Source organism: Streptomyces sp. NPDC006314, assembly GCF_040613075.1.
GTDB lineage: Bacteria > Actinomycetota > Actinomycetes > Streptomycetales > Streptomycetaceae > Streptomyces.
The window spans coordinates 77875-102479 of sequence record NZ_JBEXRL010000017.1; the positions used below are offsets into that span (position 1 = coordinate 77875).

Annotated in this window: 17 protein-coding genes and 6 pseudogenes; 10 read left to right on the forward strand and 13 right to left on the reverse strand. The window is 71.8% G+C overall.

The window, feature by feature from the left end:
* Positions 1 to 88 precede the first annotated feature (88 nt).
* The gene (locus ABZ079_RS27260) at positions 89 to 565 is read left to right on the forward strand and encodes an SRPBCC domain-containing protein (RefSeq protein WP_356942086.1); all 477 of its coding nucleotides are present in this window, start codon (positions 89 to 91) and stop codon (positions 563 to 565) included.
* Between the two features lie 169 nt (positions 566 to 734).
* Positions 735 to 1244, forward strand: a complete 510-nt coding sequence (locus ABZ079_RS27265; protein WP_356942087.1) for a hypothetical protein — start codon at positions 735 to 737, stop codon at positions 1242 to 1244.
* Between the two features lie 67 nt (positions 1245 to 1311).
* Here the strand turns inward: ABZ079_RS27265 and ABZ079_RS27270 are convergent, their stop codons facing one another.
* The gene (locus ABZ079_RS27270) at positions 1312 to 1434 is read right to left on the reverse strand and encodes a hypothetical protein (RefSeq protein WP_356942088.1); all 123 of its coding nucleotides are present in this window, start codon (positions 1432 to 1434) and stop codon (positions 1312 to 1314) included.
* A gap of 141 nt (positions 1435 to 1575) precedes the next feature.
* The gene (locus tag ABZ079_RS27275; protein WP_356942089.1) at positions 1576 to 1803 is read right to left on the reverse strand and encodes a hypothetical protein; all 228 of its coding nucleotides are present in this window, start codon (positions 1801 to 1803) and stop codon (positions 1576 to 1578) included.
* Between the two features lie 114 nt (positions 1804 to 1917).
* Between ABZ079_RS27275 and ABZ079_RS27280 the strand changes: the two genes are divergently transcribed.
* The 3 genes from ABZ079_RS27280 to ABZ079_RS27290 are packed head-to-tail and all read left to right on the forward strand — an operon-like array spanning position 1918 to position 3610.
* Positions 1918 to 2604, forward strand: coding sequence for a hypothetical protein (locus ABZ079_RS27280; protein WP_356942090.1), 687 nt, complete (start codon positions 1918 to 1920; stop codon positions 2602 to 2604).
* Positions 2601 to 2870, forward strand: a complete 270-nt coding sequence (locus ABZ079_RS27285) for a BON domain-containing protein (RefSeq protein ID WP_356942091.1) — start codon at positions 2601 to 2603, stop codon at positions 2868 to 2870. Before ABZ079_RS27280 ends, ABZ079_RS27285 begins: the two co-directional genes overlap by 4 nt.
* Entirely contained in the window at positions 2867 to 3610 is a 744-nt protein-coding gene (locus tag ABZ079_RS27290; protein ID WP_356942092.1) for a metallophosphoesterase, read from the forward strand. The genes ABZ079_RS27285 and ABZ079_RS27290 overlap by 4 nt, the downstream gene beginning before the upstream one ends.
* A 15-nt stretch (positions 3611 to 3625) precedes the next feature.
* On the opposite strand, the gene ABZ079_RS27295 is transcribed toward ABZ079_RS27290, so the two are convergent.
* The 4 genes and pseudogenes from ABZ079_RS27295 to ABZ079_RS27310 all read right to left on the reverse strand — a co-directional run.
* Positions 3626 to 4999 (reverse strand): MFS transporter, encoded by a 1374-nt coding sequence (locus tag ABZ079_RS27295; protein ID WP_356942093.1) that lies wholly within the window; start codon positions 4997 to 4999, stop codon positions 3626 to 3628.
* A 781-nt stretch (positions 5000 to 5780) separates the two neighbouring features.
* On the reverse strand, positions 5781 to 6770 hold the full coding sequence (locus tag ABZ079_RS27300; RefSeq protein ID WP_356942094.1) for an aldo/keto reductase: 990 nt from the start codon (positions 6768 to 6770) through the stop codon (positions 5781 to 5783).
* A 185-nt stretch (positions 6771 to 6955) separates the two neighbouring features.
* Positions 6956 to 7113, reverse strand: a pseudogene (locus tag ABZ079_RS27305) (cytochrome P450); the annotation flags it as partial.
* Between the two features lie 43 nt (positions 7114 to 7156).
* Positions 7157 to 7359: pseudogene (locus ABZ079_RS27310) on the reverse strand (cytochrome P450); the annotation flags it as partial.
* A gap of 331 nt (positions 7360 to 7690) precedes the next feature.
* On the opposite strand from ABZ079_RS27310, the gene ABZ079_RS27315 reads away from it, so the two are divergent.
* Both ABZ079_RS27315 and ABZ079_RS27320 read left to right on the forward strand, forming a co-directional pair.
* Positions 7691 to 8557, forward strand: coding sequence for a hypothetical protein (locus tag ABZ079_RS27315; protein ID WP_356942095.1), 867 nt, complete (start codon positions 7691 to 7693; stop codon positions 8555 to 8557).
* A gap of 247 nt (positions 8558 to 8804) precedes the next feature.
* Complete coding sequence (locus tag ABZ079_RS27320) at positions 8805 to 12179, forward strand: pyruvate carboxylase (RefSeq protein ID WP_356942096.1); 3375 nt, start codon at positions 8805 to 8807, stop codon at positions 12177 to 12179.
* A 90-nt stretch (positions 12180 to 12269) separates the two neighbouring features.
* Here ABZ079_RS27320 and ABZ079_RS27325 read toward each other — a convergent pair whose 3' ends face one another.
* From ABZ079_RS27325 to ABZ079_RS27340, 4 genes and pseudogenes are all read right to left on the reverse strand, one after another.
* On the reverse strand, positions 12270 to 12722 hold the full coding sequence (locus ABZ079_RS27325; protein WP_356942097.1) for a hypothetical protein: 453 nt from the start codon (positions 12720 to 12722) through the stop codon (positions 12270 to 12272).
* 91 nt (positions 12723 to 12813) lie between these two features.
* The gene (locus ABZ079_RS27330; RefSeq protein WP_356942098.1) at positions 12814 to 13590 is read right to left on the reverse strand and encodes a polysaccharide lyase family 7 protein; all 777 of its coding nucleotides are present in this window, start codon (positions 13588 to 13590) and stop codon (positions 12814 to 12816) included.
* Positions 13591 to 13847: 257 nt separating this feature from the next.
* A pseudogene (locus ABZ079_RS27335) lies at positions 13848 to 14175 on the reverse strand (chitinase); the annotation flags it as partial.
* A 244-nt stretch (positions 14176 to 14419) separates the two neighbouring features.
* Positions 14420 to 16516: pseudogene (locus ABZ079_RS27340) on the reverse strand (TIM-barrel domain-containing protein); the annotation flags it as partial.
* A gap of 1157 nt (positions 16517 to 17673) precedes the next feature.
* Between ABZ079_RS27340 and ABZ079_RS27345 the strand changes: the two are divergent.
* Positions 17674 to 18780 (forward strand): GNAT family N-acetyltransferase, encoded by a 1107-nt coding sequence (locus ABZ079_RS27345; protein WP_356942099.1) that lies wholly within the window; start codon positions 17674 to 17676, stop codon positions 18778 to 18780.
* A 275-nt stretch (positions 18781 to 19055) separates the two neighbouring features.
* On the opposite strand, the gene ABZ079_RS27350 is transcribed toward ABZ079_RS27345, so the two are convergent.
* Positions 19056 to 19793: a VOC family protein gene (locus tag ABZ079_RS27350; RefSeq protein WP_356942100.1), complete on the reverse strand. Its 738-nt coding sequence runs from the start codon at positions 19791 to 19793 to the stop codon at positions 19056 to 19058.
* Between the two features lie 321 nt (positions 19794 to 20114).
* Here ABZ079_RS27350 and ABZ079_RS27355 point away from each other — a divergent pair.
* Positions 20115 to 20884 (forward strand): annotated as a pseudogene (locus ABZ079_RS27355) (phytanoyl-CoA dioxygenase); the annotation flags it as partial.
* Positions 20885 to 21126: 242 nt separating this feature from the next.
* On the opposite strand, the pseudogene ABZ079_RS27360 reads toward ABZ079_RS27355, so the two are convergent.
* Both ABZ079_RS27360 and ABZ079_RS27365 read right to left on the reverse strand, forming a co-directional pair.
* A pseudogene (locus ABZ079_RS27360) lies at positions 21127 to 21622 on the reverse strand (aminoglycoside phosphotransferase family protein); the annotation flags it as partial.
* Positions 21623 to 21717: 95 nt separating this feature from the next.
* Positions 21718 to 22725 (reverse strand): Ppx/GppA family phosphatase, encoded by a 1008-nt coding sequence (locus ABZ079_RS27365; RefSeq protein ID WP_356942101.1) that lies wholly within the window; start codon positions 22723 to 22725, stop codon positions 21718 to 21720.
* Positions 22726 to 23248: 523 nt separating this feature from the next.
* Here ABZ079_RS27365 and ABZ079_RS27370 point away from each other — a divergent pair.
* Positions 23249 to 24430, forward strand: coding sequence for an NAD(P)/FAD-dependent oxidoreductase (locus ABZ079_RS27370; RefSeq protein WP_356942102.1), 1182 nt, complete (start codon positions 23249 to 23251; stop codon positions 24428 to 24430).
* Positions 24431 to 24605: the final 175 nt, after the last annotated feature.

Here is a 24605-nt window from a genome sequence, read left to right on the forward strand (position 1 = left end):
GCCGGGGTCCGCAACCACCTCCCGGACCCCGGCCCCGTTCGTGTTGTACGACGGGCCGGGCCGCCCCCGAGCCGGTAGCGTCGGGCCCATGTACGCCACCCGTGTCGCCCGGCGCGTGCAGGCCTCCCCGCAGGCCGTCTACCGGGCTCTGCTCGACCCGGACGCGCTCGCGGTCTGGCGGGTCCCGACCGGTATGGCCGCCCACGTCCACGGCTTCCAGGCCCGCGAGGGCGGGGCCTTCCGGATCTCCCTCACCTACGGCGACGAGGGGTGCACCGGCAAGTCCGGCGTACACAGCGACACCTACCACGGCCACTTCGCCCGGCTCGTGCCCGACGCCCTGGTCGTCGAGGTGTTCGCGTTCGAGACCGACGACGACGCCCTGCGCGGCACCATGACCATGACGACGACGCTCACCGCGAGCGGCGACGGCACGGACGTGGAGATCCTGCACGAGGGCATCCCCGACGCCATTCCCCGCGCGGACAACGAGCTGGGCACCCGCATGGCCCTGGACAATCTCGCGCGGCTGGTGGAAGGGCGGCCGCCGCCCGAACCGGAGTGACCAAAAGGGAGGGGTGACTCGTCCGGAATTCGCCGCAACCCTTTCGGCGATTCGAGTGCCGGGAATTCCTGGGGAAGAAAGAGGGAAGAAACGGAACCGGAGCGCGGGAAATGAGGTCTTAGGGTCCGTCGACGGCCGGGATCGGGCCGGTCGCGAAGAAACCGGGGGAATGAGACAGATGTCCGTCCGCAGCCGCAAGACCCTCCTCACCGCCGTGGCCCTCACCGCCGGCCTCAGCCTGGCCGCCGTGACGCCCGCCCTCGCGGGGAGCGCCGCGAGCCATACCACCCGCGCCGCCGCCGTGTCGTCCGCCCAGGGAGACCCGCGCAACGTCACCCAGCACGTGGCCGACTTCTACGGGGCCTACGTCGACTCCGTCTGGGCCACCGACGACCCGTCCGCCGCCGCCAGCGCCAAGGCGCTGCGTGCCTTCTACCTCTCCGCCGGCGCCCAGAAGAAGGTCGCCGCCTACGAGAAGAAGGAGCACGCCGACGGCATCCTGTTCGCGCAGAACGTGCCGGTGAAGTGGAAGGTGACCTCCGCGGGTTCCGGTGCGGGCCACGCCACCAGCCGGGTCACGCTCACCTGGAGCGACGGGCCGCACGCGCAGGTGAGCACGATCGATGTCCGGTCGGACCTCAAGACCCTCAAGATCACCGACCTCAGGCCGGTCGGCTGACCCGGAGGACGGGGCGTGCGGCCCCGCCCCGCCCCACTCGGGGCGGGGCGCACGCCCGAAGCGCCGGTCAGGCGTGCCCGCGCGGGTAGGGCCGGGGCAGCGGCAGGCCGCGGTCGGCCATGAGCTGCCGTACCCGGTGGGGATAGTCGGTGATGATGCCGTCGACGCCGATGTCCATCAGTGCCGCCATGTCGCCATGTCGTCACAGGTCCACGGGACCACTCGCAGCCCGCCGGCGTGCGCCTCGGCGACCATCGGCGCGTCCGCATACGGCAGGGTCAGCGCGAGAGCCAGACGCCGGCCAGCCAGGGGCGGTAGCCATAACCGACTGTCACGTCGGGCAGGTGCCCCCGCACACGCGCGGCCGGGGGCAGAGTTCGACGCGTTGGCGCTGTTTGAGCAGAAGTACGCGGCGGGCGTCGTCGTGGCCGGCCTTCCGGTACCAGCTGCGCACCCCGCAGGTCCACGTGCCGGACGGCGGCCGGGCGAGGGTGAAGTCGACTGCCTGCATCAGCAGGGCGACCACTGACGGGCCATGGCCGTCGGGACTGAGGCGCACACCGAACGGTTCCCAGGTGTGCCGTGTCGGTGCGGGCCCGCCGGGTACCCGTAGGACCCCCGGGCCGAGACCGGCCGCGATCGGGGGAGCAGGGGTGTCGCGAATGGAGAGGTCATGACGCACAACGGGGAGGACACCGCGCCCGCCCGGCGACCGGAGATCACCGAACTCCGCATCACCGCGGACGGGCCCGACCAGCAGGACCCGCCCGCATCGGAGACGTCGGAGCTGCCCCAGGACCGCAGCCAGGCGATCCTGGAGGCCGCCAAGGAGATCGGCGCCCTCCTCAAGCGTGCGGGCCATCCCTTCGCGCTGGCCGGGAGCGTCGCCGTCTACGCCCACGGCGGCAGCCGCTACCTCCAGCACGACGCCGACTTCTGCGTGCTGCCCGAGGATGCCGAGTCGGTGGCCGCCACGCTGCGCGAGGCCGGCCTCCCCGTACGGACCCCACCGGAGGACTGGCTGCTGAAGACCACCTGCCACGGGCAGAACGTCGACATCATCTTCGCCCTCGCCCACCAGCCCGTCGCCAAGGACATGCTCGACCGCGCCCACACGCTGCCGGTCGACTCGGTACTCATGCCCGTACTGTCCCCGACCGATCTGATCCACAGCCTGATCAGCGCCTTCTCGGAGCACTACTGCGATTTCGGGTCTGTCCTGCCGGTGGCCCGGGCCGTCCGCGAGAAGGTCGACTGGGACGTGGTGCGGGCGACCTGCGGCGACCAGCCCATGCCGGCCGCCTTCCTCTTCCTCCTCGAACGGCTGAACGTGATCGACCCCCAGGAGGGGCAGTCATGACCGACGCAAGCCCGCCGGCGACGGCGAACCTGGACTACCGCGTCGCCCACCTCGCCGAGCACCTGGCCTCCGGGCCCCTGGGGGAGCTCGGGGTACGGCTGGAGCCCCGCGGCGACGCGGTCCTGCTGACCGGAACCGTGCCGTCCACCCAGTGCCGGGACGAGATCCTGCGCATGGTGCGCGAGGAACTGGCGGGGCACCCGGTCCACTGCGACCTTCTCGTCGCCGGGACCTCCTCGCCCGACCACGGGGAGGATCTGACATGATCCGCGTCGCGGCCGTCGGGGACATCCACATGGGCCCCGAGAACCAGGGCGCACTTCGCCCTTCCTTCGAGACACTGCCCGACTGCGCCGATGTGCTGCTGCTCGCCGGCGACCTCACCCGCCACGGCACACCGGAGGAGGCCGCGGTCGTCGCCCGGGAGATCAAGGACCTCGGGGTGCCGGTCGTCGCCGTCCTGGGCAACCACGACCACCACGACGAACGGCCCGAGGAGGTCACCGCGATCCTCCGGGACGCGGGCGCGCACGTCCTGGAAGGGCAGGCCGCCGTCGTCACCTCCGACGGCGCACGGATCGGAGTCGCCGGGACCAAGGGATTCGGCGGCGGGTTCGTCGGCCGCTGCGCCGGGGAGTTCGGCGAACCACTCATGAAGGAGTTCGTCCGCTACACCCGCCGGTGCGCCGACGGTCTGCACACGGCCCTGAAGGACCTGGGCGACTGGGACTGCGACGTGCGGATCGCCCTGACCCACTTCTCGCCCGTGCCGGACACGCTGGCCGGGGAGCCGCCGGAGATCTATCCGTTCCTCGGCAGTTATCTGCTCGCGGAGGCCATCGACACCGGTGGCGCCGACCTTGCCGTGCACGGCCACGCCCACGCCGGCTCCGAGCACGGCATGACCAGCGGGGGCGTCCGCGTGCGCAATGTCGCCCAGCCGGTGATCGGACAGGCGTTCCACGTGTACCACCTGCCGGGACGGGACGAGCGCCGGCGGACGTGAGCCCCGCGCTCTCCGTCAGGCGGCCGTACCCAGGGCCTCCCGGCTCCGGCAGGCGGCCGTACCCAGGGCCTCCGGGCCGGCCGTGCCGCCGTCCTTCGCGGTCAGCGTCACCGTGACCGGGACCGCGCGCCGGCGGACCAGCAGGCCCGCGCCGATCGACCCGGCGATGAGCAGTCCGCCGGCGACCAGGGCGCCGCGCGCCCCGGCCCACTCCATGAGCAGACCCAGCAGGGGCGGCCCGCCCAGGCTCCACACCGTGCCGATGCTGCTCCACACCCCGAGCACCCGGCCCCGCAGATGCGCAGGCGGATCGGTCTGCAGCAGGGCCGTACCGGCGGTGTCGGAGACGGACTCCACCACGGCCATGGGCAGCACCAGCACCAGCAGGACGGCCAGCGACGGGGAGAGTCCCGCCACGACCTGGAGCAGCGCGCCGGCCGCCGCGAGCAGACCGACGGTCCGGACGGACGGCTTGCGCAGCCGGGCGCCGAGGACAGCACCGAGGATGCCGCCGACGGCCAGCACCGTGGAGACCGTGCCGAACGCCCGGGCGCCGCCCGCCAGCGGGCCGGTGACGAGGACGGCGAGCGTGAGGCCGTAGTTGCGGCCGAAGACGGAACTGATCCCGGTGATGCCCGCGAGCGCGACCAGACGGGGGCGGCGCACGAAGAAGGTCAGCCCCTCGCGCACGGTCATCTCCGGACGCGCCGGGACGGCCCTCACTTCGGTCGACGGCTCCTGGAAGGCACCGCGGGCGGGCCGCAGGAACGGCACGACCGAGGCCACGAACAGGAACGACAGTGCGTTGGCGGCGTACGCGGCGGAGGTGCCGAGGAAGCCGACGGTCACACCGGCCAGGGCGGTGCCGGCCAGCCGGCCCGCGCTGTGCACGAGCGCTCCCACGCCGATCGCGGACGGCACGTCCTCCACGGGCACCAGATCGTTGCCGAGCAGCGCGCACGCAGGTCCGTCGACTGTGGCGATGATGCCGGTCACGGCGGCCAGCACCAGCAGCGCCGTCATGTCGATCCGGTCCAGCGCCACGAGCAGCGCCGTGGTGAACGCCACCGCACCGAGCAGGGCCTGGCTGACGGCGACCGTCAACTTCCGGGGCCAGCGGTCCACGGCCGCGCCGCCCAGCAGGCTCACGAACAGCGCGGGCGCGGCCTGCACGGACATCGACACACCGGTCGCCGCCGCCGAGCCCGTGATGTGCAGCACCAGCAGGTTCTGCACCGTGAGCTGCATCCAGGTGCCGGCGTTGGAGACGAAGTTGGCGGCCGACCACCAGCGCATACCGCGATGGCGCAAGGACCGCCACGGCGAACGCGAGGCGACGGCGGTACGGGACACGGGCGTGGGCAGGGCAGGGGCAGGAGCAGCAGACACGGAGGGGTACTCGACAACCAGGGGAGTCGGAAGAGACCGGCGGAACCCGTCGGGCCGGCGGCGCTGCATGGCCGGGCCGCCTGGTCAGGGCGCCGACCATGCTGGCAGACGGGACGGGTGAGCCGTCACCGGACCCCCCGCCGACAGGGGCGTACGCACGCCAAGGCGCCCTGTGCGTACGTCACTTGGATGTCCGCGTGTGCTTCCTCACAGGGCCCCGTCCGCCGGGCGCCGTACCGACCGCTCGGTGCGGGACAGCGCACCGCGCGGTCCTGGCGAAGGAGGCGTGTGAGGCGTGCCGACCGGCACGGACAGCGGTGCCGGCCCCTCGGTCACGCTCCGGCGCGCTCGGCCACTGCTTTCCCCGTACGGGTACCGAACCGGCCACCGCGCGCAGCGCCTGGGGCGGCTGCCCTCCGCGCTCTTCCCGCCGTTCTTCGCCGAGGCGACGGGCCTTCGCCGTCCGGTCGGCGAGCCCGCAGCCCCGGTGACGGCCCGGCGCGGCGGTGTGCCTCACCCTCCCGCCGGGGATCGACCTCGTGGGGGTGGTGCCGCCGCAGGCGGGGGAGCGGAGCGTGGGGGGTGACGTGCCACAGGCCGCGGGGGGCGACGCGGGCGCTGTTCCCCTCAGGAGTCGCCGCTCACCCGGCAGACACGGCCAGCAGGAGTGGCGGCCTCGTCCCCGGGTTCCCACCCCGGAGACCGCGGACCGGGACCGGGCGCGGGCGGCCCGCACGGCTCGTGACCACCCTGACCGCCGGCCGCCCGGCGTCGTGTGGGGCTAGCGGTCGACCGCCCGCATCCCTGCCTCGTCGTAGCGCTCACCGGCCGCCTCGGGCAGCTCTGCGTCGATGCGGGCCAGGTCCTCCTTGGTCAGCTCGATGCCGGCCGCGGCGGCGTTCTGCTCCAGGTAGGTGCGGCGCTTGGTGCCCGGGATCGGCACCAGGTCCTCGCCCCGGGCCAGCACCCAGGCGATGGCCAGCTGGGCCGGGGTCACGTCCTTCTCCGCGGCGATCTCCTTCACCTTCGCCGCCAGCCGCAGGTTCGCCTCCAGGTTGGCGTCGGTGAAGCGGGGGTTGCTGCGCCGGAAGTCGTTCTCGTCCAGCTCGTCCGGGGAGCTGAAGCGGCCCGCGAGGAAGCCGCGGCCGAGCGGCGAGTACGGCACGAAGCCGATGCCCAGCTCCCGGCAGGCGGGCAGCACCTCGGCCTCCACGTCCCGCGTCCACAGCGAGTACTCGCTCTGCACGGCGGTGATCGGGTGCACGGCATGGGCGCGCCGGATGGTCTCCGCGCTCGCCTCGCTCAGCCCGATGTACCGCACCTTGCCCTCGGCGACCAGCTCGCCCAGCGCGCCGACCGTCTCCTCGATGGGCACGTTCGGGTCGACCCGGTGCTGGTAGTACAGGTCGATGTGGTCGGTGCCCAGGCGCTCCAGTGAGCCGTGGACCGAGCTGCGTACGTGCTCGGCCGAGCCGTCCTGCCGGCCGACCGTGCTCATGTCGCCGGGTACGGCGTCGTCCATCCGGTAGTTGAACTTCGTCGCGATCACGTACTCGTCGCGATGTCCCCGTATCGCCTCGCCGACCAGCGACTCATTGGTGAGCGGGCCGTAGACCTGTGCGGTGTCGAGGAAGTCGATCCCGAGTTCCAGGGCGCGCCGGATGGTCGCGATGCCCTCCTCCTGGTCGGCGGAGCCGTAGAAGGCGGACATCCCCATGCACCCGAGGCCGATGGCCGATACCTGGAGGTCCCCCAGACTGCGCTTCTGCATGTGACGTCCCAGCCTTTCGTGCACACTCGTCGGTCGTTCTCCGGGCGCGAGGGCCTTCTTCCATCTAGCGACGGATTCCCGCACCCGGCATCCCGTGGGGGAGGCCGGGCGCGGGCAGCCACACGCGCCGTCCGCGACGCTACGAGTTGGAGCGCTCTCCAAGTCAAGGCGTGCCGTGGGCGGGACTACGGATTCAGCCGCACCGGCAGCTCGCGGTCGTTCTGCGTGACCACCGGCTTGTTGCGCAGCCCGGTCGCCGGCACCGCCAGGTCCAGGCCGGGAAGCGGGCGTACAGCGCGGGGAGCGCCACGCCCGCCTCAAGCCGGGACAGGGCGGCCCCCGGACCCCCGGCAGCACAAAAGCGGGTCGGCCGAGGCGACGCGGGATCAGAGGGCAGGTACGGGAGTGAACCGGACGGGCAACCGGGTCAGTCCCCTGAGCCAGGGCGAGGGCGGCGGCCGAGGGACTCGGCGGGCACCGCCAGGTCGATGTCCGGCAGCCGGTCGAGGACGACCTCGATGCCGGTTCGCGCGATCACCTCGGCGATCTCCCGCGCGGGGAACGGGCAGCCGTGCTCGCCGTGACCGAAGGGCTCGGAAACTGCGGGCGGGTGCACGCGCCGCGTGCGGCGGGAGCCCTGTACCGCAGGACGGAGCGAAGGGGGCGAAGGTTGCCTCTCGGTGCCCGATTCCCACCGTGGGTCTTACCACCCGTAAAGGATGTTGACGCCCGAGTTCCGGGTCGCTGAACTGTCACCGATCGGCCCTCGCCGGGACAGAAGCCCTTATTGAGGGGGAGGGGGTGATGTCTGAAATAGGCGGATGACGGGAAAGCGCCTCGCGCGGCCGGAGGTCCGGGCGCGAGAGGAAAGGGGCGATGTCGGTGACGGGGGATCCGAAGGTGACGGGCTGTCGTGTCTCATGACCACTGAAGGGAGCATCGAGCGCTTCCGCTCGCCGCTCGCGCGCCTCGCCCGGCTGACCGGGCGCACGCTGCGGGCCGAGTGGCACGCCATCGTCGTCGACCCGGTGCAGCGGCTCGCGCGGCGCGGACTGTCCGGGCTGCTGCTGGCGTTCGTGGCCGCGTTCGGTGTCATCTTCTTCCATGACATCGCCCAGCACCCCACCGGTGCGGTGTGGGTGCGACGGCTCGGTGGGGTCACGGCCGACCTGCCGCTGTGGATGTCCCTGCTGCGCACCCCCGTATCGCTGTACGTCCCCGCGCTGGACCTGCCGGTGTGGGCGGGCATCACCCAGCTCTTCCTCGCCTTCGCGCTCGCTGAACTGACCCTCGGCCGCGCCCGCACCCTGGTGATCGCCTACGCCACCACACTGGCCGGCACGCTCACCGCCCGCCTGATGCTCGCGATGGGGCCCGGCTGGTGGGGGTTCGGACTGCCGCCCGAGTGCGGACAGGTGCTGGACACCGGGCCCTCCGCGGCCGTCGTGGGGCTGTTCACCTATCTCGGGGTCATCAGGCACGCCCCCGTGGTGTTCACGCTGACCGGCGGCTCGATGGTGTGGGAGTCCATCGCGGTCCCCAATCTGGCCGGACGGGAGCACCTGATCGCGGTGGGCACGGCGATCGTCCTCGGGCTGCTGCACGGCCGCGGGAAACGGCTGCGCGCCCTGGCACGGGCCCTGCTGCCCACAGGGGGCACCGAGCGCACCTTCGTGCACTCCAGGCCGGCCCCCGCACCCACGTGCACCGTCCCGGCCCCGGCAGCGCCCGCCGACCGTCCGGGCAACACCCAGCCCAGGGTTTCGACGAGGTCTCTCGAACGGTAGTCCAGATCCGCGTAACCCCTTGCCGCACCCGCTCCGCGCGCGCCGCGCCGGTCCTCGCCGCCCCGCCGCGATGCCCCCTTCCGGCCCGACCGGCACGGCGCGCCCCTGTGGCGTCGCCCACCCCGTCAATGTGATGGTTTTCGCACGTCGCCCCGTGCGGGCACCCCCTAGGGTGGCCGCGAGGCAGGGCAGGGTGTGGCTGACACCAGGGTGTTCGTCGCCGGCAGGCAGCTGAAGGGAATCCAAGATGTTCCGCAAGGTGCTGGTCGCCAACCGTGGAGAGATCGCGATCCGCGCGTTCCGGGCGGGTTACGAACTAGGCGCGCGCACCGTCGCCGTCTTCCCGCACGAGGACCGCAACTCGCTGCACCGGCTCAAGGCCGACGAGGCGTACGAGATCGGAGAGCCCGGGCATCCGGTGCGGGCCTATCTCTCCGTCGAGGAGATCGTGGGCGCCGCCCGCCGGGCCGGGGCGGACGCCGTCTACCCGGGCTACGGCTTCCTGTCCGAGAACCCCGAACTGGCCCGCGCCTGCGAGGAGGCGGGCATCACCTTCGTCGGCCCCAGCGCCCAGACGCTGGAGCTGACCGGCAACAAGGCCCGCGCGGTCGCCGCCGCCCGCGCGGCGGGTGTGCCCGTGCTCGGCTCCTCCCAGCCCTCCACCGACCTGGAGGAACTGGTGCGGGCCGCCGAGGAGATCGGCTTCCCCGTGTTCGTCAAGGCGGTCGCGGGCGGCGGCGGCCGCGGCATGCGCCGCGTGGAGGACCCCGCCCAGCTGCGCGAGTCCATCGAGGCCGCCTCCCGCGAGGCCGCGTCCGCGTTCGGTGACCCGACCGTCTTCCTGGAGAAGGCCGTCGTGGACCCGCGCCACATCGAGGTGCAGATCCTCGCCGACGGCGAGGGCAACGTCATCCACCTCTTCGAGCGCGACTGCTCGCTCCAGCGCCGCCACCAGAAGGTCATCGAGCTGGCGCCCGCCCCCAATCTCGACCCCGAACTGCGCGACCGGATCTGCTCCGACGCCGTCCGCTTCGCCCGCGAGATCGGCTACCGCAACGCGGGCACCGTGGAGTTCCTGCTCGACCGCGACGGCAACCACGTCTTCATCGAGATGAACCCGCGCATCCAGGTCGAGCACACCGTGACCGAGGAGGTCACGGACGTCGACCTGGTCCAGGCCCAGCTGCGCATCGCCGCCGGCGAGACCCTCGCCGACCTCGGCCTGTCCCAGGACAGCGTCACCCTGCGCGGCGCCGCCCTCCAGTGCCGCATCACCACCGAGGACCCCGCCAACGGCTTCCGTCCGGACACCGGCCGGATCAGCGCCTACCGCTCGCCCGGCGGCTCCGGCATCCGCCTCGACGGCGGCACCACGCACGCCGGTACGGAGATCAGCGCGCACTTCGACTCGATGCTGGTCAAGCTCACCTGCCGGGGACGGGACTTCAAGGCCGCGATCGGCCGGGCCCGCCGTGCGGTCGCCGAGTTCCGCATCCGCGGTGTGGCCACCAACATCCCGTTCCTGCAGGCGGTCCTGGACGACGCCGACTTCCAGGCCGGCCGGGTCACCACCTCCTTCATCGAGGAGCGCCCGCACCTGCTCACCGCCCGCTCCTCCGCGGACCGCGGCACCAAGCTGCTCACCTACCTCGCCGACGTGACGGTGAACAAGCCGCACGGCGAACGGCCCGACCTGCTCGACCCGCTGACCAAGCTGCCGCCGCTGCCCGCGGGTGAGCCGCCCGCCGGATCGCGTCAACGCCTCGTGGAACTCGGCCCCGAGGGCTTCGCCCGGCACCTGCGGCAGTCACCGACGATCGGCGTCACGGACACCACCTTCCGCGACGCCCACCAGTCCCTGCTCGCCACCCGCGTGCGCACCAAGGACCTCCTCGCCGTCGCCCCGGTCGTCGCCCGCACCCTGCCGGAGCTGCTCTCCCTGGAGTGCTGGGGCGGCGCCACCTACGACGTCGCCCTGCGCTTCCTGGCGGAGGATCCCTGGGAGCGGCTGGCCGCCCTGCGCGAGGCCGTACCCAACCTCTGCCTCCAGATGCTGCTGCGCGGCCGCAACACCGTCGGCTACACCCCGTACCCGACCGAGGTGACCGACGCCTTCGTGCAGGAGGCCGCCGCCACCGGCATCGACATCTTCCGCATCTTCGACGCCCTCAACGACGTCGGCCAGATGCGGCCCGCCATCGAGGCCGTACGCGAGACCGGCACCGCGATCGCCGAGGTCGCGCTCTGCTACACCGCCGACCTCAACGACCCCGCCGAGCGGCTCTACACGCTCGACTACTACCTGCGGCTCGCCGAGCAGATCGTCGGGGCAGGCGCACATGTCCTCGCCATCAAGGACATGGCCGGCCTGCTGCGCGCCCCGGCCGCCGCCAAGCTCGTCTCGGCGCTGCGCCGCGAGTTCGACCTGCCCGTGCACCTGCACACGCACGACACCGCCGGCGGCCAGCTCGCCACCTACCTCGCCGCGATCCAGGCGGGCGCGGACGCGGTCGACGGGGCGGTGGCCTCCATGGCCGGGACGACCTCGCAGCCGTCGCTGTCGGCGATCGTCGCCGCCACCGACCACTCCGAGAGGCCCACCGGACTCGACCTCCAGGCCGTCGGCGACCTGGAGCCGTACTGGGAGGGCGTCCGCAGGATCTACGCCCCGTTCGAGGCGGGCCTCGCCTCCCCGACCGGCCGCGTCTACCACCACGAGATCCCCGGCGGCCAGCTGTCCAACCTGCGCACCCAGGCCGTCGCCCTCGGCCTCGGCGACCGCTTCGAGGACATCGAGGCCATGTACGCCGCCGCCGACCGCATCCTCGGCCGTCTGGTCAAGGTCACCCCGTCGTCCAAGGTGGTCGGCGACCTCGCCCTGCACCTGGTCGGAGCCGGAGTCACCCCCGAGAACTTCGAGGAGACCCCCGACAGGTTCGACATCCCCGACTCGGTCATCGGCTTCCTGCGCGGTGAGCTGGGCACCCCGCCCGGCGGGTGGCCGGAGCCGTTCCGCACCAAGGCGCTCCAGGGCCGTGCCGAGCCCAAGCCCGTCCCCGAGCTGTCCGCCGAGGACCGCGACGGGCTGGCCAAGGACCGGCGGGCCACCCTCAACCGGCTGCTGTTCCCCGCCCCGACGCGCGAGTTCGACACGCACCGCCAGGCCTTCGGCGACACCAGCGTGCTGGACAGCAAGGCGTTCTTCTACGGCCTGCGCCCGGGCAAGGAGTACGCCGTCGACCTGGAGCCCGGGGTTCGGCTGCTGATCGAGCTGCAGGCGATCGGCGAGGCCGACGAGCGCGGTATGCGCACCGTGATGTCGACGCTGAACGGCCAGCTCCGGCCCATTCAGGTCCGTGACCGTGCGGCGGCCTCCGACATCCCGGTGACGGAGAAGGCCGACCGGTCCAACCCCGGTCAGGTCGCGGCGCCCTTCGCCGGTGTGGTGACCCTCGCCGTGGCCGAGGGCGACGAGGTGGCGGCCGGTGCCACGATCGCCACCATCGAGGCGATGAAGATGGAGGCCACGATCACGGCGCCGAAGGCGGGCCGGGTGTCCCGGCTGGCCATCAACCGGATCCAGCAGGTGGAGGGCGGCGACCTGCTGGTGGAGATCGCCTGAGAGACACGTCCGCCGCGGCCGGCAGGACCGGCCGCGGCGGACGTGCGGTGCGGGCCGGAGGGCGCGGAAGAGCTGCCGCCGGCGGACGGCTCAGTCCCAGAGCGGGTAGGTCATGACCGGCTGGAAGCCCTCCGGACGGGCGCCGGCGTAGGTGAGGCTCATCCGGGTGAAGTGCTGCACTCCGGGGTCCTTCTTCCACGCCTGCGGGCGGTCCAGGCGCACGGTCACCTGGTAGTAGCGGAAGGTGCCCGCCGCACAGTACGGCTTGCAGTCGTTGACCATGTTCACGCCCACTGCCGTCGCCGTGTCGAAACCCCAGTGCTTCCACTGGAGCCCCGACAGCCGGCTGTTGCCGTCGCCGCAGGCGAGGATGAAGTCGACCGGCCGGATGTCGCGCTGCCACTGGCAGTCGACGAGCACGGGCGGCGGTGGATCGACCTTCGGGGCAGTGGCCGCCGGACTGGCCGACGCCGTGGTCATGGCCGCCGTGAGCAGGGCTCCCGCCACCAGCGTAACCGCTCTTCCCACCACTGATCCGCGCATGGCCGCTCCCGCCCGTCGTGCTGTGTCGGACCGCACATCGACGCTACGACCGTCCGCCCGAATGCACCAATCGCGCAGGTCACACGGTGGGTCAGCCGTGCGAGACGGTCAGCCCGTAGAACGCGACACGGGCACCCTTCGTGGTGCTGTCCGAGGACGACTGGTTGTAGGAGCCGGCCTTGAAGTACTGCTTGTAGGGCTGGAACGAGGACGGGATGCCGTAGTGGGTGGTGGTGCCGTTCACGGTCAGGTCGACGGTGTTCCCGCCGGAGACGGCGATGGTGTAGGTCCAGGTCTTGCCGAGGGACACATGTCCTACGGGGTGCTGGGTCTGGCCGCCGGCCGGCGAGTTCTCGGTGCCGAGGACGATGTCCCCGTTCGCGTGGTAGTACAGCTCCAGCAGCGGCTTGGTGGAGGAGCCGCCGGTGCCGAGGTGGATCTGGCCGACGCACACGTTCTTGGTCACGGACACCACGCGCAGGACCGCGCTCATGCGGTGGGAGCCGGCGAGCGGCCAGTCGGCCGCGGTGCCGTCGCGGTTCATCTCGCGCAGCTCGGAGCGGGCGTAGTTCGAGTTCGGCGTGGTGACGCCCTTCTCGGGCGCCCAGAAGGTCATGGCGCCGTCACGGGTATCCGTGTAGAAGTACGCGTCCTGGTAGCCGTTCGGGCCCTGGAGCCGGGACGAGGGGATGGTGGTGGGCTTGCCGGGGGAGCCGACGGGTTCCTGGAGCTGCCACACCGACAGGTCGAAGTTGCCGCCGGGCGCGACATGCGGATCGGCCGCGTCCGCGCCGCCGGTGCCGAGGACGGTGAGGGCGACGGTGAGGCCCGCGGTGGTCGTCGCCGCGAGAAGCCGGGATCGGGTCATGTGGGGGTCCCTTCGTCGGACCGGATGTGTTCAAGCTGATGAACGCTGAACGCGTGCTTGGTCGCCGGTGACCCGAGAAGCTAAAGGTCTGAACCTGACACGTCAAGATGTTCAGCTGGGTCGGCAGGCGCCCCCGTCCTGCCACGGCCCTCATTCCGACCGAGTACTCGGCGAAATCCCAGATGGTCTGGGTCACGCTGGAGCCCCGGTTCAGGGACCAGGACGTGAACCGGTCCATGTGGTGGCCGGTCGCGTAGCTGGTAGGCGGCCGCCGTGGAGGTCGCGTCCGCGCAGGCCTGGCCGAGCTTGGTGCCGCCGTACCCGCCGATGGAGACGGAGACGTCAACGCCCCCGGCGCGCATAGTGTTGATCAATGACTGCACGGACGTGTCCGAGGAGACGGGCGCCGTACCGCCCCAGGTCGGCGTGCAGCCGCCGTCGGGGGCGAGAACGAAGGCCAGGAAGGACTTGAGGCCGGTGGCGTCCAAGATGGCGGCCGGGTCCGGCGGGCCGTTGTCCAGTGGCGTCAGACAGGGGGGCGGCGGCGTACCAGCGGTTGCTGAGCGCGCCGGACGCGCCCGAGGCGGCATGCCCGAAGACGTCTCACTGCGGGCCTCCAGAGGGTGGGGTGGGGGAGCCCCCGAGCGGGGGAGCCCCACCCTCTGAGAGGTGTTGCGATCACGTCATAGATTGGACGAGACCAAGGGGCTCTTTGGGCTGGGCCATAATCTCTTCACCTCCCGTCGACCAGCCGCAGGGTGAAGCCCCGATCCAGTGACCGGCTCGGCGTCGTGACAGTGGTGACGTGCGTGCCGGCGTCGTACGACCACGCGGAGCCGGGAAGTTGGCGCCCGTCGAGGAGAACGCGCCCGGGTGCGGAGCCGCCGTGCACGGTGAACCGGTACGTCCGCGCGGCGACCTTGCCCGCGTAGTCACCGTTGCTCGCGCCCACGGTCACGGTCGTCCCCTTGGCGCCGCCGTGCACCGACACCCGCTGGGCGGCGGCGGAACCCCTGGTGAAGTCACGTGTCACACCGTCGTCCTCGTACAGCGTGTAGTGACTCGTGCCGTGGGCGGCCGGATACAGGTCCCAGTCCAGCTCGTGCCGGTCGCGGGTCTGCCAACTCGTCGTCCCCTTCGGCCACATGGGCACGATCGCGCCCTCGCGCACGAACAGCGGCAGCGTGTCCAGTGGGGCGTGGTAGCCGTTCAGCGTGGTCGGACCCCGGTATGTGCGCCCGGTCCAGTAGTCGGTCCAGGTGCCCTTCGGGAGGTAGATGCCGTCTCGGGTGTCGGAGTCCTGGTAGACCGGGGCGACGAGGAAGTCGCGGCCCGACAGGAACTCGTACTTGGCCTGTTCGCCCAGGGTGCCGGGGTCGTCGGGGTACTCCAGCCACAGCGGACGCACCGCGCCCACACCCGACGTCGCCGCCTCGGCGGACAGGGTGTACATGTACGGCAGCAGCCGCTCCTTCAGCTGCAGGTACTTGCGGTTGATGGAGGTGTACGGCTCACCGTCGAGCCAGGGCTGCTGGTCGGCGGACTTTCCCGTGGTGATGTCCGAGGCCCAGCCGTCCATCGTCATGATGGCCGGCAGGAACGCCTTCCACTGCAGGTCGCGGGCGTACATCTTGGCGTCGTGCCGGTAGATGCTGCCCACGTCACCGGTGTTGTAGGCGATGCCGGACATGGTCGCCCCGGCGTAGGTCGGGATCTGCCAGCGGATGTAGTCCCACGACAGCTTCTGGTCGCCGCTCCACAGCACCCCGCACCGCTGGGCGCCCGCCCAGGACACCGGCAGCCATACGAAACCGCGCGCGTCGCTGTTCTCCTCGATGCCCTTCTTCGCCGCGTCGCAGGCGTCCAGCGCGAACTTGTAACCGTTGCCGACCCAGGCCACGTCCAGCTTGGCCACCCGCTGGCCCGCCTTGACCTGGTCGGCCAGCTTGTCGATGCCGTCCTGGGTCCACAGGCCGAGCTGGGCATGGTGGTCCTGCAGGCCCTTGGCGGTCTGCTCCAGGTTCTCGTACCCGCAGCCGTAACCGTCGTTGACCAGCATCCAGCCGAGCGGCATCCGGTGCTCGGTGTACCCGTCCGCGATCTTCAGCGCGTCCAGCGTGTGCCGCTCTCCCCGGTTGGCGTTGTGGAGGTAGCAGTCGGAGTCGCCGGGTTCGAGACCGTAGACCGGCGGCATGAACGGTTTGCCCACCAGCGCCGTGTACTTGCCGATCACCCGCTTGGCGTCGCCGAGGAAGTAGTAGGCGTCCAGGCGCCGTTCCTGCTGCCCGGTGGTGACCGGCGCGCCGAAGGTGTACACGCCCGGCGCGAAGGTGTTGCGGAAGGCGCCGTAACCCGCGCTGGAGAGGTAGAACGGTTGGGAGTTGTTGTAGCCGCCCTCGTTCCAGTCGAAGCTGTTCGCCACGTACATCGTCCGTCCGCGGTGCGAGAAGCCGCCGTTCTGCTCGCCGCCGCCGAAGAACTGCTCGTCCGCGCCCCGCGCCAGGCTCTGCCGCATCCCGCCGGTCGACCAGCGCAGCGGCTTGTCCTCCTGCCAGATCCGGGTGCGGTTGTCGGGTCTGTACAGGCCGAACCGCAGCGGCTGCTTGTACACGCGCAGGACGGCCTCGGGGGAGCGGATGCCGTAGTAGTCGCCCGCGTCGAAGGACGAGGTGTGCCGCTGGAGCGCGGGCTGCTTGCGCACGATCGCCGTACCCGCCGGATCGCTCAGCGAGCCGGACGGGTCGGCCTGGAGCCGCAGCTGACCGTCCTTCAGGAAGTCGGCGCGGGCCGTGAGCCCCCCGGCCCCGATGGTGTAGCTGCCGTCACCGCCCGAGAAGGACGTGAGGTCGCCGGCGTCCGTGGTCGCGGGCAGGTACGCGGTGCCCGTGAAGGAGTTGTCGTGCACGGCGTACGGCACGACCACCACGTGGTACGTGCCCGACGCCCGCGGGATCACCGTGGCCTCGGGGTCGGCGGTGCCCGCGCTGGACGCCACCTGTTTGCCGTGGTCGTCGTAGACGTACAGGTCGAAGTCGTCCGAGGGGCGTTCCCACTTGATCGACAGCGGGATGCCGCCCTCGGGATTGTCGTCCCAGTAGCCGTCCGGCACCGAGACGGTCAGGTCGAAGCGGTCGCAGACCTTGTTGTCGGGGTCGGCGGCGGCATCGGGGCAGCTCTCGGTGCCGCCGCCGGTGCCTTTGGCGTAGACCGGGCTCTGCCAGCTGACGCTGCTGTGAGCGGGGTCCAGTACGGCGCCCGTGGCGGTGGCGGCCTCTGCGGGCACCGGGCCGGCGAGCACGGTGCCCGCCAGGGCGGTCGCCAGTCCCAGCGGAACCCAGGCCGGCCACGGCACACGATGTCGGAGTCTTCGCACGGCGGAACAGCTCCCCTCAACACCCTTACGGATTGACTGCCCTTGCGGAAAATGCTCAGAGACGCTTGAAATAAGCGCTAATCGAGCAACTTCACGCAGGAAGCCTCGGGTCTGGCGCAGGTTCATGTCAATACCGCCGTGGGTGCCGGACTCCGTGTCAGACCGCGGCCGGCGGTTCTTCCAGGGGCGGCGCGGCGGAAGAAGTCGGCGCGGATACGGTCGGCGACCGCGGAGACCACCCCGCTGCGGTGTCGGCCGGGGCCGCCGCGGGTGCGCAGCGGCCGGTCACCCGTGATCGGCAACCAGGACCCGACGCCCACGGCGGAACGGCCGGGACTGCGGTACGCCGACCGTGACCGACGGCATTACGGACGAGCACGAGCGGAAACGCACCCTGCATGCTGAGTCGTCACCGATGTCCGCATACCCATGGCGAACCTTCCGTCGCCTGGGGCACCCTTGACAGCGTGCGTGCTGTTTCGCGAGGTTTGATCCCTGTTCCGAGGTTCGGGATCCCGGCCGTCGATCGCGCAACGGGCACGTGCGGCGGGGATCGGCGGACACAGGAACCAATGGCAGGACGCGCCCGGCGCGTTATGGGGGGGAGCGATCGCCTATGCGATCCATGAGCCGTGAACCACACGCATCACCGGGCTGTGCCCTCCGCGGCAGACCGCCCGCGAAGCCGGCGGAAGGGCGGTCGAGCTGACGTGCGGATCACCATCCACAGACCCGGCGAGCTGACGTCCGAGCTGCGCGGCGCCTGGCACCGCGCGATGGACGAGTCGCCGGAATACGCCAATCCCTTCCTGGCGCCGGAGTTCGCGATCGGGGTCGGCCGGTTCCGGCGCGGGGCCCGGGTGGCCGTGCTGCGCGAGGGCGCGGAGCCGGCCGGTTTCTTCCCTTACGAACGCGGGCCGTTCGGCACCGGACGGGCCATCGGGCTCGGACTGTCCGACTGCCAGGCCCTGGTGCACCGGCCGGGGATCACCTGGCACCCGCAGGAACTGCTGCGGGCCTGCGGGCTCAGCATCTTCGAGTTCGACCACCTCGTCCAGGAACAGAAACCGTTCGGGCCCCATGTCACCGGCACCTTCGCCTCACCGGTGATCGATGTGAAACCGGGCGACGGCGGCTACCCGGAGTGGCTGCGCGGCGCGTACCCGCGGCTGGCCAAGACGACACTGAAGAAGGAGCGCCGGCTCGGCCGGGACGTGGGCGAAGTGCGGTTCGTGTTCGACGAGCGCGACCCGGAGGTGCTCCGCACCCTCATGCGGTGGAAGTCCGCGCAGTACCGCAGGACCGGCCGCATGGACCGGTTCTCCCGGCCGTGGATCGTCGGCCTGGTCGACCACCTGTTCCATGTCCGCGAGGAGCACTTCACCGGGGTGCTGTCCGTGCTGTACGCGGGCGACCGCCCGGTCGCGGCCCACTTCGGGCCCCGGTCGAGCACGGTCCTGGCGGCCTGGTTCACCGCGTACGACCCCGAACTCCATTACTACTCACCCGGCTTGATGATGCACCTGAGGACCGCCGAGGCGGCCGCCCGGCATGGGGTGACCCTCGTCGACCTCGGCCGCGGCGACAAGGAGTACAAGGACTGGCTGAAGACGCGCGAACTTCGGGTCGGGGAAGGCTTCGCCGACCGGCCGCATCCGGTGGCGCTGGCCCAGCGGCTGTGGCGCAGGCCGGTACGCGGCCTGCGGAACACGGTGCTGGCCCACCCGCGGCTGCGCGACCCCGCCGACCGGCTGCTGAAGACCGTGGGCACAGTGCGTACACGCGCTCTGGAGGCCGCCCGTACGCGCCGCGGCTGACCGGGACGAAGGACCCCGGGGTGATCGGGCATGCTCGGTGTGCTCCGTCTTCCAGCCGTCGATGGGGACCCTGGCTCGGAGTCCCGGGACCATCCGTGTCAGCGCCGGTCGCGGCGGCGTCGGGCGGCGGAACTCGTCGTCGGCCACTCTGCCGGCGAGCTGGGTGGTCCCGGTGGAGGCGTGGCCGAGGCGGCGGACGACTTCGACGGGCGCCGTCATCGACGAGTCCGGTGGCGTGGGCGTGGGCGTGGCGGAGAAGGTGGGGAGGCTCCGCGTCAGGCCGGGCCGAGGACGCAGAACTCGTTGCCTTCCGGGTCGGCCAGGACCTTCCACGGGAAGTCGCCCCGGCCTGCGTCGGGGGGCGTCGCGCCGAGGGCCTTGAGCCGGGCCACCTCGGCCGCTTGACCGTCGAAGGGGTAGGGCGCCAGGTCGAGATGGACGCGGTGCCGCACGTCCTTCAGGTGTGGCGTGCGGAGGAACTCCAGATACGGGCCGACACCCTTGGCGGAGCGCAGCAGCGCATGGTCGTCGGTCACCTCGTGCGGGGTCCAGTCCATCGCCTCGCCCCAGAACCGGGCCATGGCCCGCGGGTCCGCGCAGTCGACGACCACCGCGGCGATCGGCCCGGTGTCCCGGTAGATCTCCCGAGGCTCCGGGACGCAGAACACGTTGCCCTCCGGGTCGGCCAGAACTGTCCGCTGGAGGTCGCCTCGGCCCACGTCGGCGGGCGTCGCGCCGAACTCCTTCAGGCGCGCGACCAACTCCGCGTGATGGGCCGCAGAGGTGGTGGCGAGTTCGATGTGCGCGCGGTGTCTCACCGTTTCGGGGTCCGGGACGGCGACGACATCGACGCGGACGACGGCGGGGTCCGGCCAGGCGGAACCCACGGGCTTGACGCTGGTCGCACCGGGTTCCTCACTGGAAACACTCCAGCCGAGCGCCTCCGACCAGAACCGGCCCAGCGTCGAGTCATCCCGGGCCTTGAAATTCACCTGGAAGAGTTGCAGCGCCATGCCGCCACCCTATAGCCAGGGGTGAACTGACCGTCGGGACGGCTGAATTCGGACGGGCGGCCGGAGGCCGATCACGACTTCCCACCGGGCCGGGGCGGAGCCCGCGGCCGCACGTCGCGTGACTGTCAGAGACGTCCCTCCCCGTCCGTCGGGTCCAGCCGGGAGGGACCCCGAGCCGTCCTCCGTGTGCCTGGAAGGCACCGAAGTCCATGGATTCCCAGCTCGTCTTTCAGAGGGGCAAGAAGGGGCTCGGTGGACACCCGACAAAGACGGTGCGGAGAATGTCGGGTGATCAGGACCGGGGTCGCCGCACGATGGGGCATGGATGACACGACCCTGGTATCCCGCTTCCTGCGAGACGGCTTCGTGAAGTTGGAGGGCGCCGTCGCGCCGCGCGTGCCCGCGGACTGCGCGCGGCTGCTGTGGCGAGAGACGGGCTGCGACCCGGACGATGCGGCGACGTGGACGCAGCCCGTGCACTGGGTGACCGGCATGGCGCAGGGGCCGTTCGCCGCCGCACCCAACTCCCCGTCCCCGCACCGGGCGTACGACCTGCTCGTCGGCGCGGGACGCTGGGAGCCGCGCTACTCGCTGGGCACGTTCCCGCTGCGCTTCCCGCACGAGGAGGAGCCGGACGATGCGGGCTGGCACATCGAGGGGAGCTGTCTGCCGGAGGGCGAGAGCTGGTACTTCACGAATCTGCGCTCCCGGGGCCGGGCGCTGCTGATGCTGTTCCTGTTCAGCGAGGTCGGTGAGGAGGACGCCCCGACCCGGATCCGGGTCGGCTCACACCTCGACGTGCCGAAGGTGCTGGAGAAGTACGGTGAGGGCGGGGCGAGCGGGCTGGCCCTTGCGCCCGATCTGGTGGCCGCGTCCGGCCACCGGCCACTCGCCCTCGCCACCGGGTCCCCGGGCGACGTCTTCCTGTGTCATCGTTCCTGGTGCACGCGGCGCAACCGCACCATGGAGTGCGGCCGCGCTTCATGGCCCAGCCGCCGCTGATGCCGGCCGCGCCGTGTGAACTGGAGCGGGCCGACGGCGCGTACTCACCCGTGGAGATCGCGATCCGTCGGGGCCTGGGACGGGAGACCCCCGGTCCGGACGGGGACGGCACGACTGCAGCGCCGGATAGACGTGGCTACGGGGACAGCCGCGAGCCGAGCGACCGGGGCTCGTGGCCACTCCTCGCAGTGGGACACCGCGGTGACCCTCCGCGACCGCTCCCCAAGATCAGTGCCGGAGAGGTCAGTTGTCGAGGGGTTCGGTTGGCACTCCGTTCCACGGGAGGCTGATGTCGATGAGTGGCCGCACGCCCGCCGCGGCCGTCAGGTTCGCTGAGCGTGTTGCCGAGGAGTTCCCGGTCAGGATCGGGTAGCTCGGGGGACCGCTCCCGGTCGTTCACCTCTTTCCGTGCCACGGCGACTCGATCGGTGAAATGCGGTGCGTCCAGATCGATCTGGCGCAGGGCGGCATGGTGCCGCAGGAGTACGTCTGTGTAGTCGGGTGGCGCGATCTCTGATGCCACAGGTTCGTAGTAGGTCCAGAGTGAGATGGCGAAGGCATCGCGCAAATAGACTCGGGCCTCTACCCGAGGGTCGAGCTCAGCCACCGGAGCGTCGACGTCGGTGAGATGGTGAGCACTCTACTTCGAACTTGGAATCAGCCAGATGCCCAAGAGGTGCGACCCGCGCCAGAAAACCGCACGGGACCAGGCGCAGCGCGACGCGGTCCGAGTTGTGGATAACAACCACATTGTCGACCTGAAGCCCCAGCTCCGAAGCGGTCGCCCGTCCTGCCTCAATTGCGCGGCGGAGGCCTGATGGCTCCATACCGTTCTCCCTGATGGGTGAGTCTTCGTGGACATCATCCGGCGCCCAAACCCCGAACCGGCGATAAGCATCGCAAAGCAGGACCTGCACAGGCCCTACGCGGACGGACTTGCGATGCGCAGGGTCGCCGAGGGGGACGGGGTGGCGGTGTCGGCGGTCCCGGTGATGTCCGTCCACCAGTCGGGGCCGTCCTCGACGTAGCGGAGCAGGACGCCCTCGCGGATCGCCCACGGGCAGACCACGGCCCGGCGCAGCCCCATGAGCTTGAGCGCCGTGTGTCCGACGACGGCACCGGCCAGGCTCTGGGCCGCCCGCGGCGCGGAGATCCCGGGTAGTTGGGCGCGCTCGGCGGCGGGCAGCGCGGCAAGGGTGTGCACCGCCTCGCGTAGATCCCGGCAGGCCAACCCCCGCTCCACGAACGGCCCGTATCGCCCGGGCGCGGCGCCGCACAACCGCGCCAGCTGTTGGAACGTACGGGAGCTGACGGCAGCGGTGCGCGGTCGCTCCCAACGGATCCGCGAGGCCACGTCCCGCAGCTCATGGCGGATCCGGCGGCGCAGCTCCTTCAGTTCGCCCGGCCCGGCCGGGCCCTGCGCGCCCAGGTACTCGCGGGTCAGCCGGCTCGCCCCGAGAGGCAGGGAGACGGCGAAGTCGGGCAGCCGTCCCCTGCCGAAGGCCACATCCAGCGAGCCGCCGCCGATGTCGAGCAGCGCCAGCGGCCCCGCGCTCCAGCCCAGCCAGCGGCGGGCGGCCAGGAAGGTCAGCTCGGCCTCGGTCTCGCCCGGCATGGTGCACATGCGGATTCCGGTGCCGGACGCCACCCGTCGCAGGACGTCCTGCCGGTTGGGCGCACTGCGGACCACCGTGGTCGCGAAGGCCAGCGGATCCGCCGCATGCCACCTGCGGGCCGTGGCACCCGCCGCGGCCACCGCCTTGACCAGCCGCTCCACCGCCTCGTCGGCGATGGTGCCGTCCGGACCGACATGCTCGGACAGGCGCAGCTTCCACTTGACGGTGTGCACCGGCAGCGGAACACCACCCTCCACATCCGCGACCACCAACCCGACCGTGTTCGACCCCGCATCCACCACGCTCACCCGCATGGCCGGGAAGTACCCACTTCACCGGCAACGACCCTTCACACAGGGGGCGCGCCGGTGCACAAAGGCCCGCGCGCCTCAGGAACCGGCCGCGCGGCAGTCCGACACGGACCAGTGGCGCGAGGCGTACGCCCGGGAACCCGCGGGCGCCCGCCCGGTGCCCCCGCCCACTGGGCCGCACGCCCGTTGTGTCCTCACCTCCCCCCCCGCGTCCGGCCGGGCTGCGGCCTCGTGAGCCGTCAACCTCCATCCGCGTCCGCCCCGGCTGCTGCGGGATCGTGCGCCGTCCCCCCGGCGGCCGCGTGGGTTCCCCCGGCGTCCGCGTGGGCTCCCTGGCCCCCACGCCGTCACCTCGCCACGCCCACCCCGGCTCCGCCCCCGCGCTGCCGCGCCATGGCCCGAGCGGCCGGGCTCGCGCCGGGGCGCCCCGCACTCCGGCGCTGTCCGGATCTCGGCCCCCGAGTCCCTCGTACGGCCCGCGCTGCCCTTAGATGGTCACGACCACTGTCGGCACGGGGAGCGGCACGTGACCAGAACGGACGCGACGAGGGTACTGGTGATCGGCGGCGGCATCGCGGGTGCCGCGACCGCGCTGGGCCTGCACAAGGCCGGACACGACGTCACCGTGTTCGAGGCGCACCCCGACACGGCCGAGGACATCGGCGCGTTCCTGACCCTGGCGAGCAACGGCATGCGCGCTCTGGCGCAGCTCGACGCCACGGACGCCGTCACGGCGATCGGATTTCCGCTGACTTCCCTCCGGCTGCTCGACAGCCAGGGCACCGAGGTGGCGCACGCACCGCTCGGCGAGGCCACCGACCCCGCCCTGCGCTACCGCTGCGTGCGCCGCGGCGAGCTGAACGCGGCCCTGCAGGGCGAGGCGGCCCGGCGCGGCATCCCGTTTCACCACGGCGCCCGGCTGGAGTCCGTGACGGACGGCCCCGACGGCATCACCGCCCGCTTCGCCGACGGCACCAGCGCCACCGGCGACCTGCTCGTCGGCGCCGACGGACTGAACTCGACCGTGCGCCGGCTCATCACTCCCGGAGTACGGCCCACGTACGCGGGCCAGCGCGTCTTCTACGGCTACAGCGCCACCGCACCCGGGGCCGATCCGACCGGCACCATCACCATGGTCCGGGGCAGCGGGGCAGCCGTCGGTTACGCGGTGTCGCCGACGGGGGAGACGTACTGGTTCGCCCGCGTCGGCGGAGACCCGCTGCCGGCGGGTGCCCCCGCACAGCGGTCCGCGGCGCTGCGTGAGCAGTTGCTGCCACTGCTGCGCAGCGACTCCACACCCGCCGCCGGCCTCGTCGCTGCCGCCGACGACGCGATCACGGTCACCAACGCCAGCGAGCTGCCCCTCGGCGCCACCTGGCGGTCCGGACGCATCCTGCTCATCGGCGACGCGGCCCATGCGGCCTCCCCGGCCACCGGCCAGGGAGCCTCCATGGCCCTGGAGGACGCCGTCGTCCTCGCCAAGGCACTGCGCGATCTGCCCGATCCCGAGAGCGCGTTCGCCGTGTACGAGCGGCACCGCCGCCCGCGGGTGGAGTACAACATCACCGTCAGCGGCGGCATCTCCCGTGGCAGCCGCACCCCGTCCCGCCCGGCTCCCGTCAAGACCCCCATGGCGCCGGACGAGGCACTCATCCGCCAACTCGTCTGGGACACAACGCTGTCCGCGGAGCCGCCCGAGAAGTACTGAGCGGCACGGCACGCTCTCGCGAAGACACGCGTCCGTGAAGGGCGCCCACCCGCACCCACCCGCGCATGCGTCGGCGTACGCCCGCTCGCGAAAGTGCAAGAGGCGGAGCACTGGAGTCCATTGCCGGGGAAACCGCCGGGGCCGGATCGTTCCGGGCAACCGGCCCCTTCCGCAC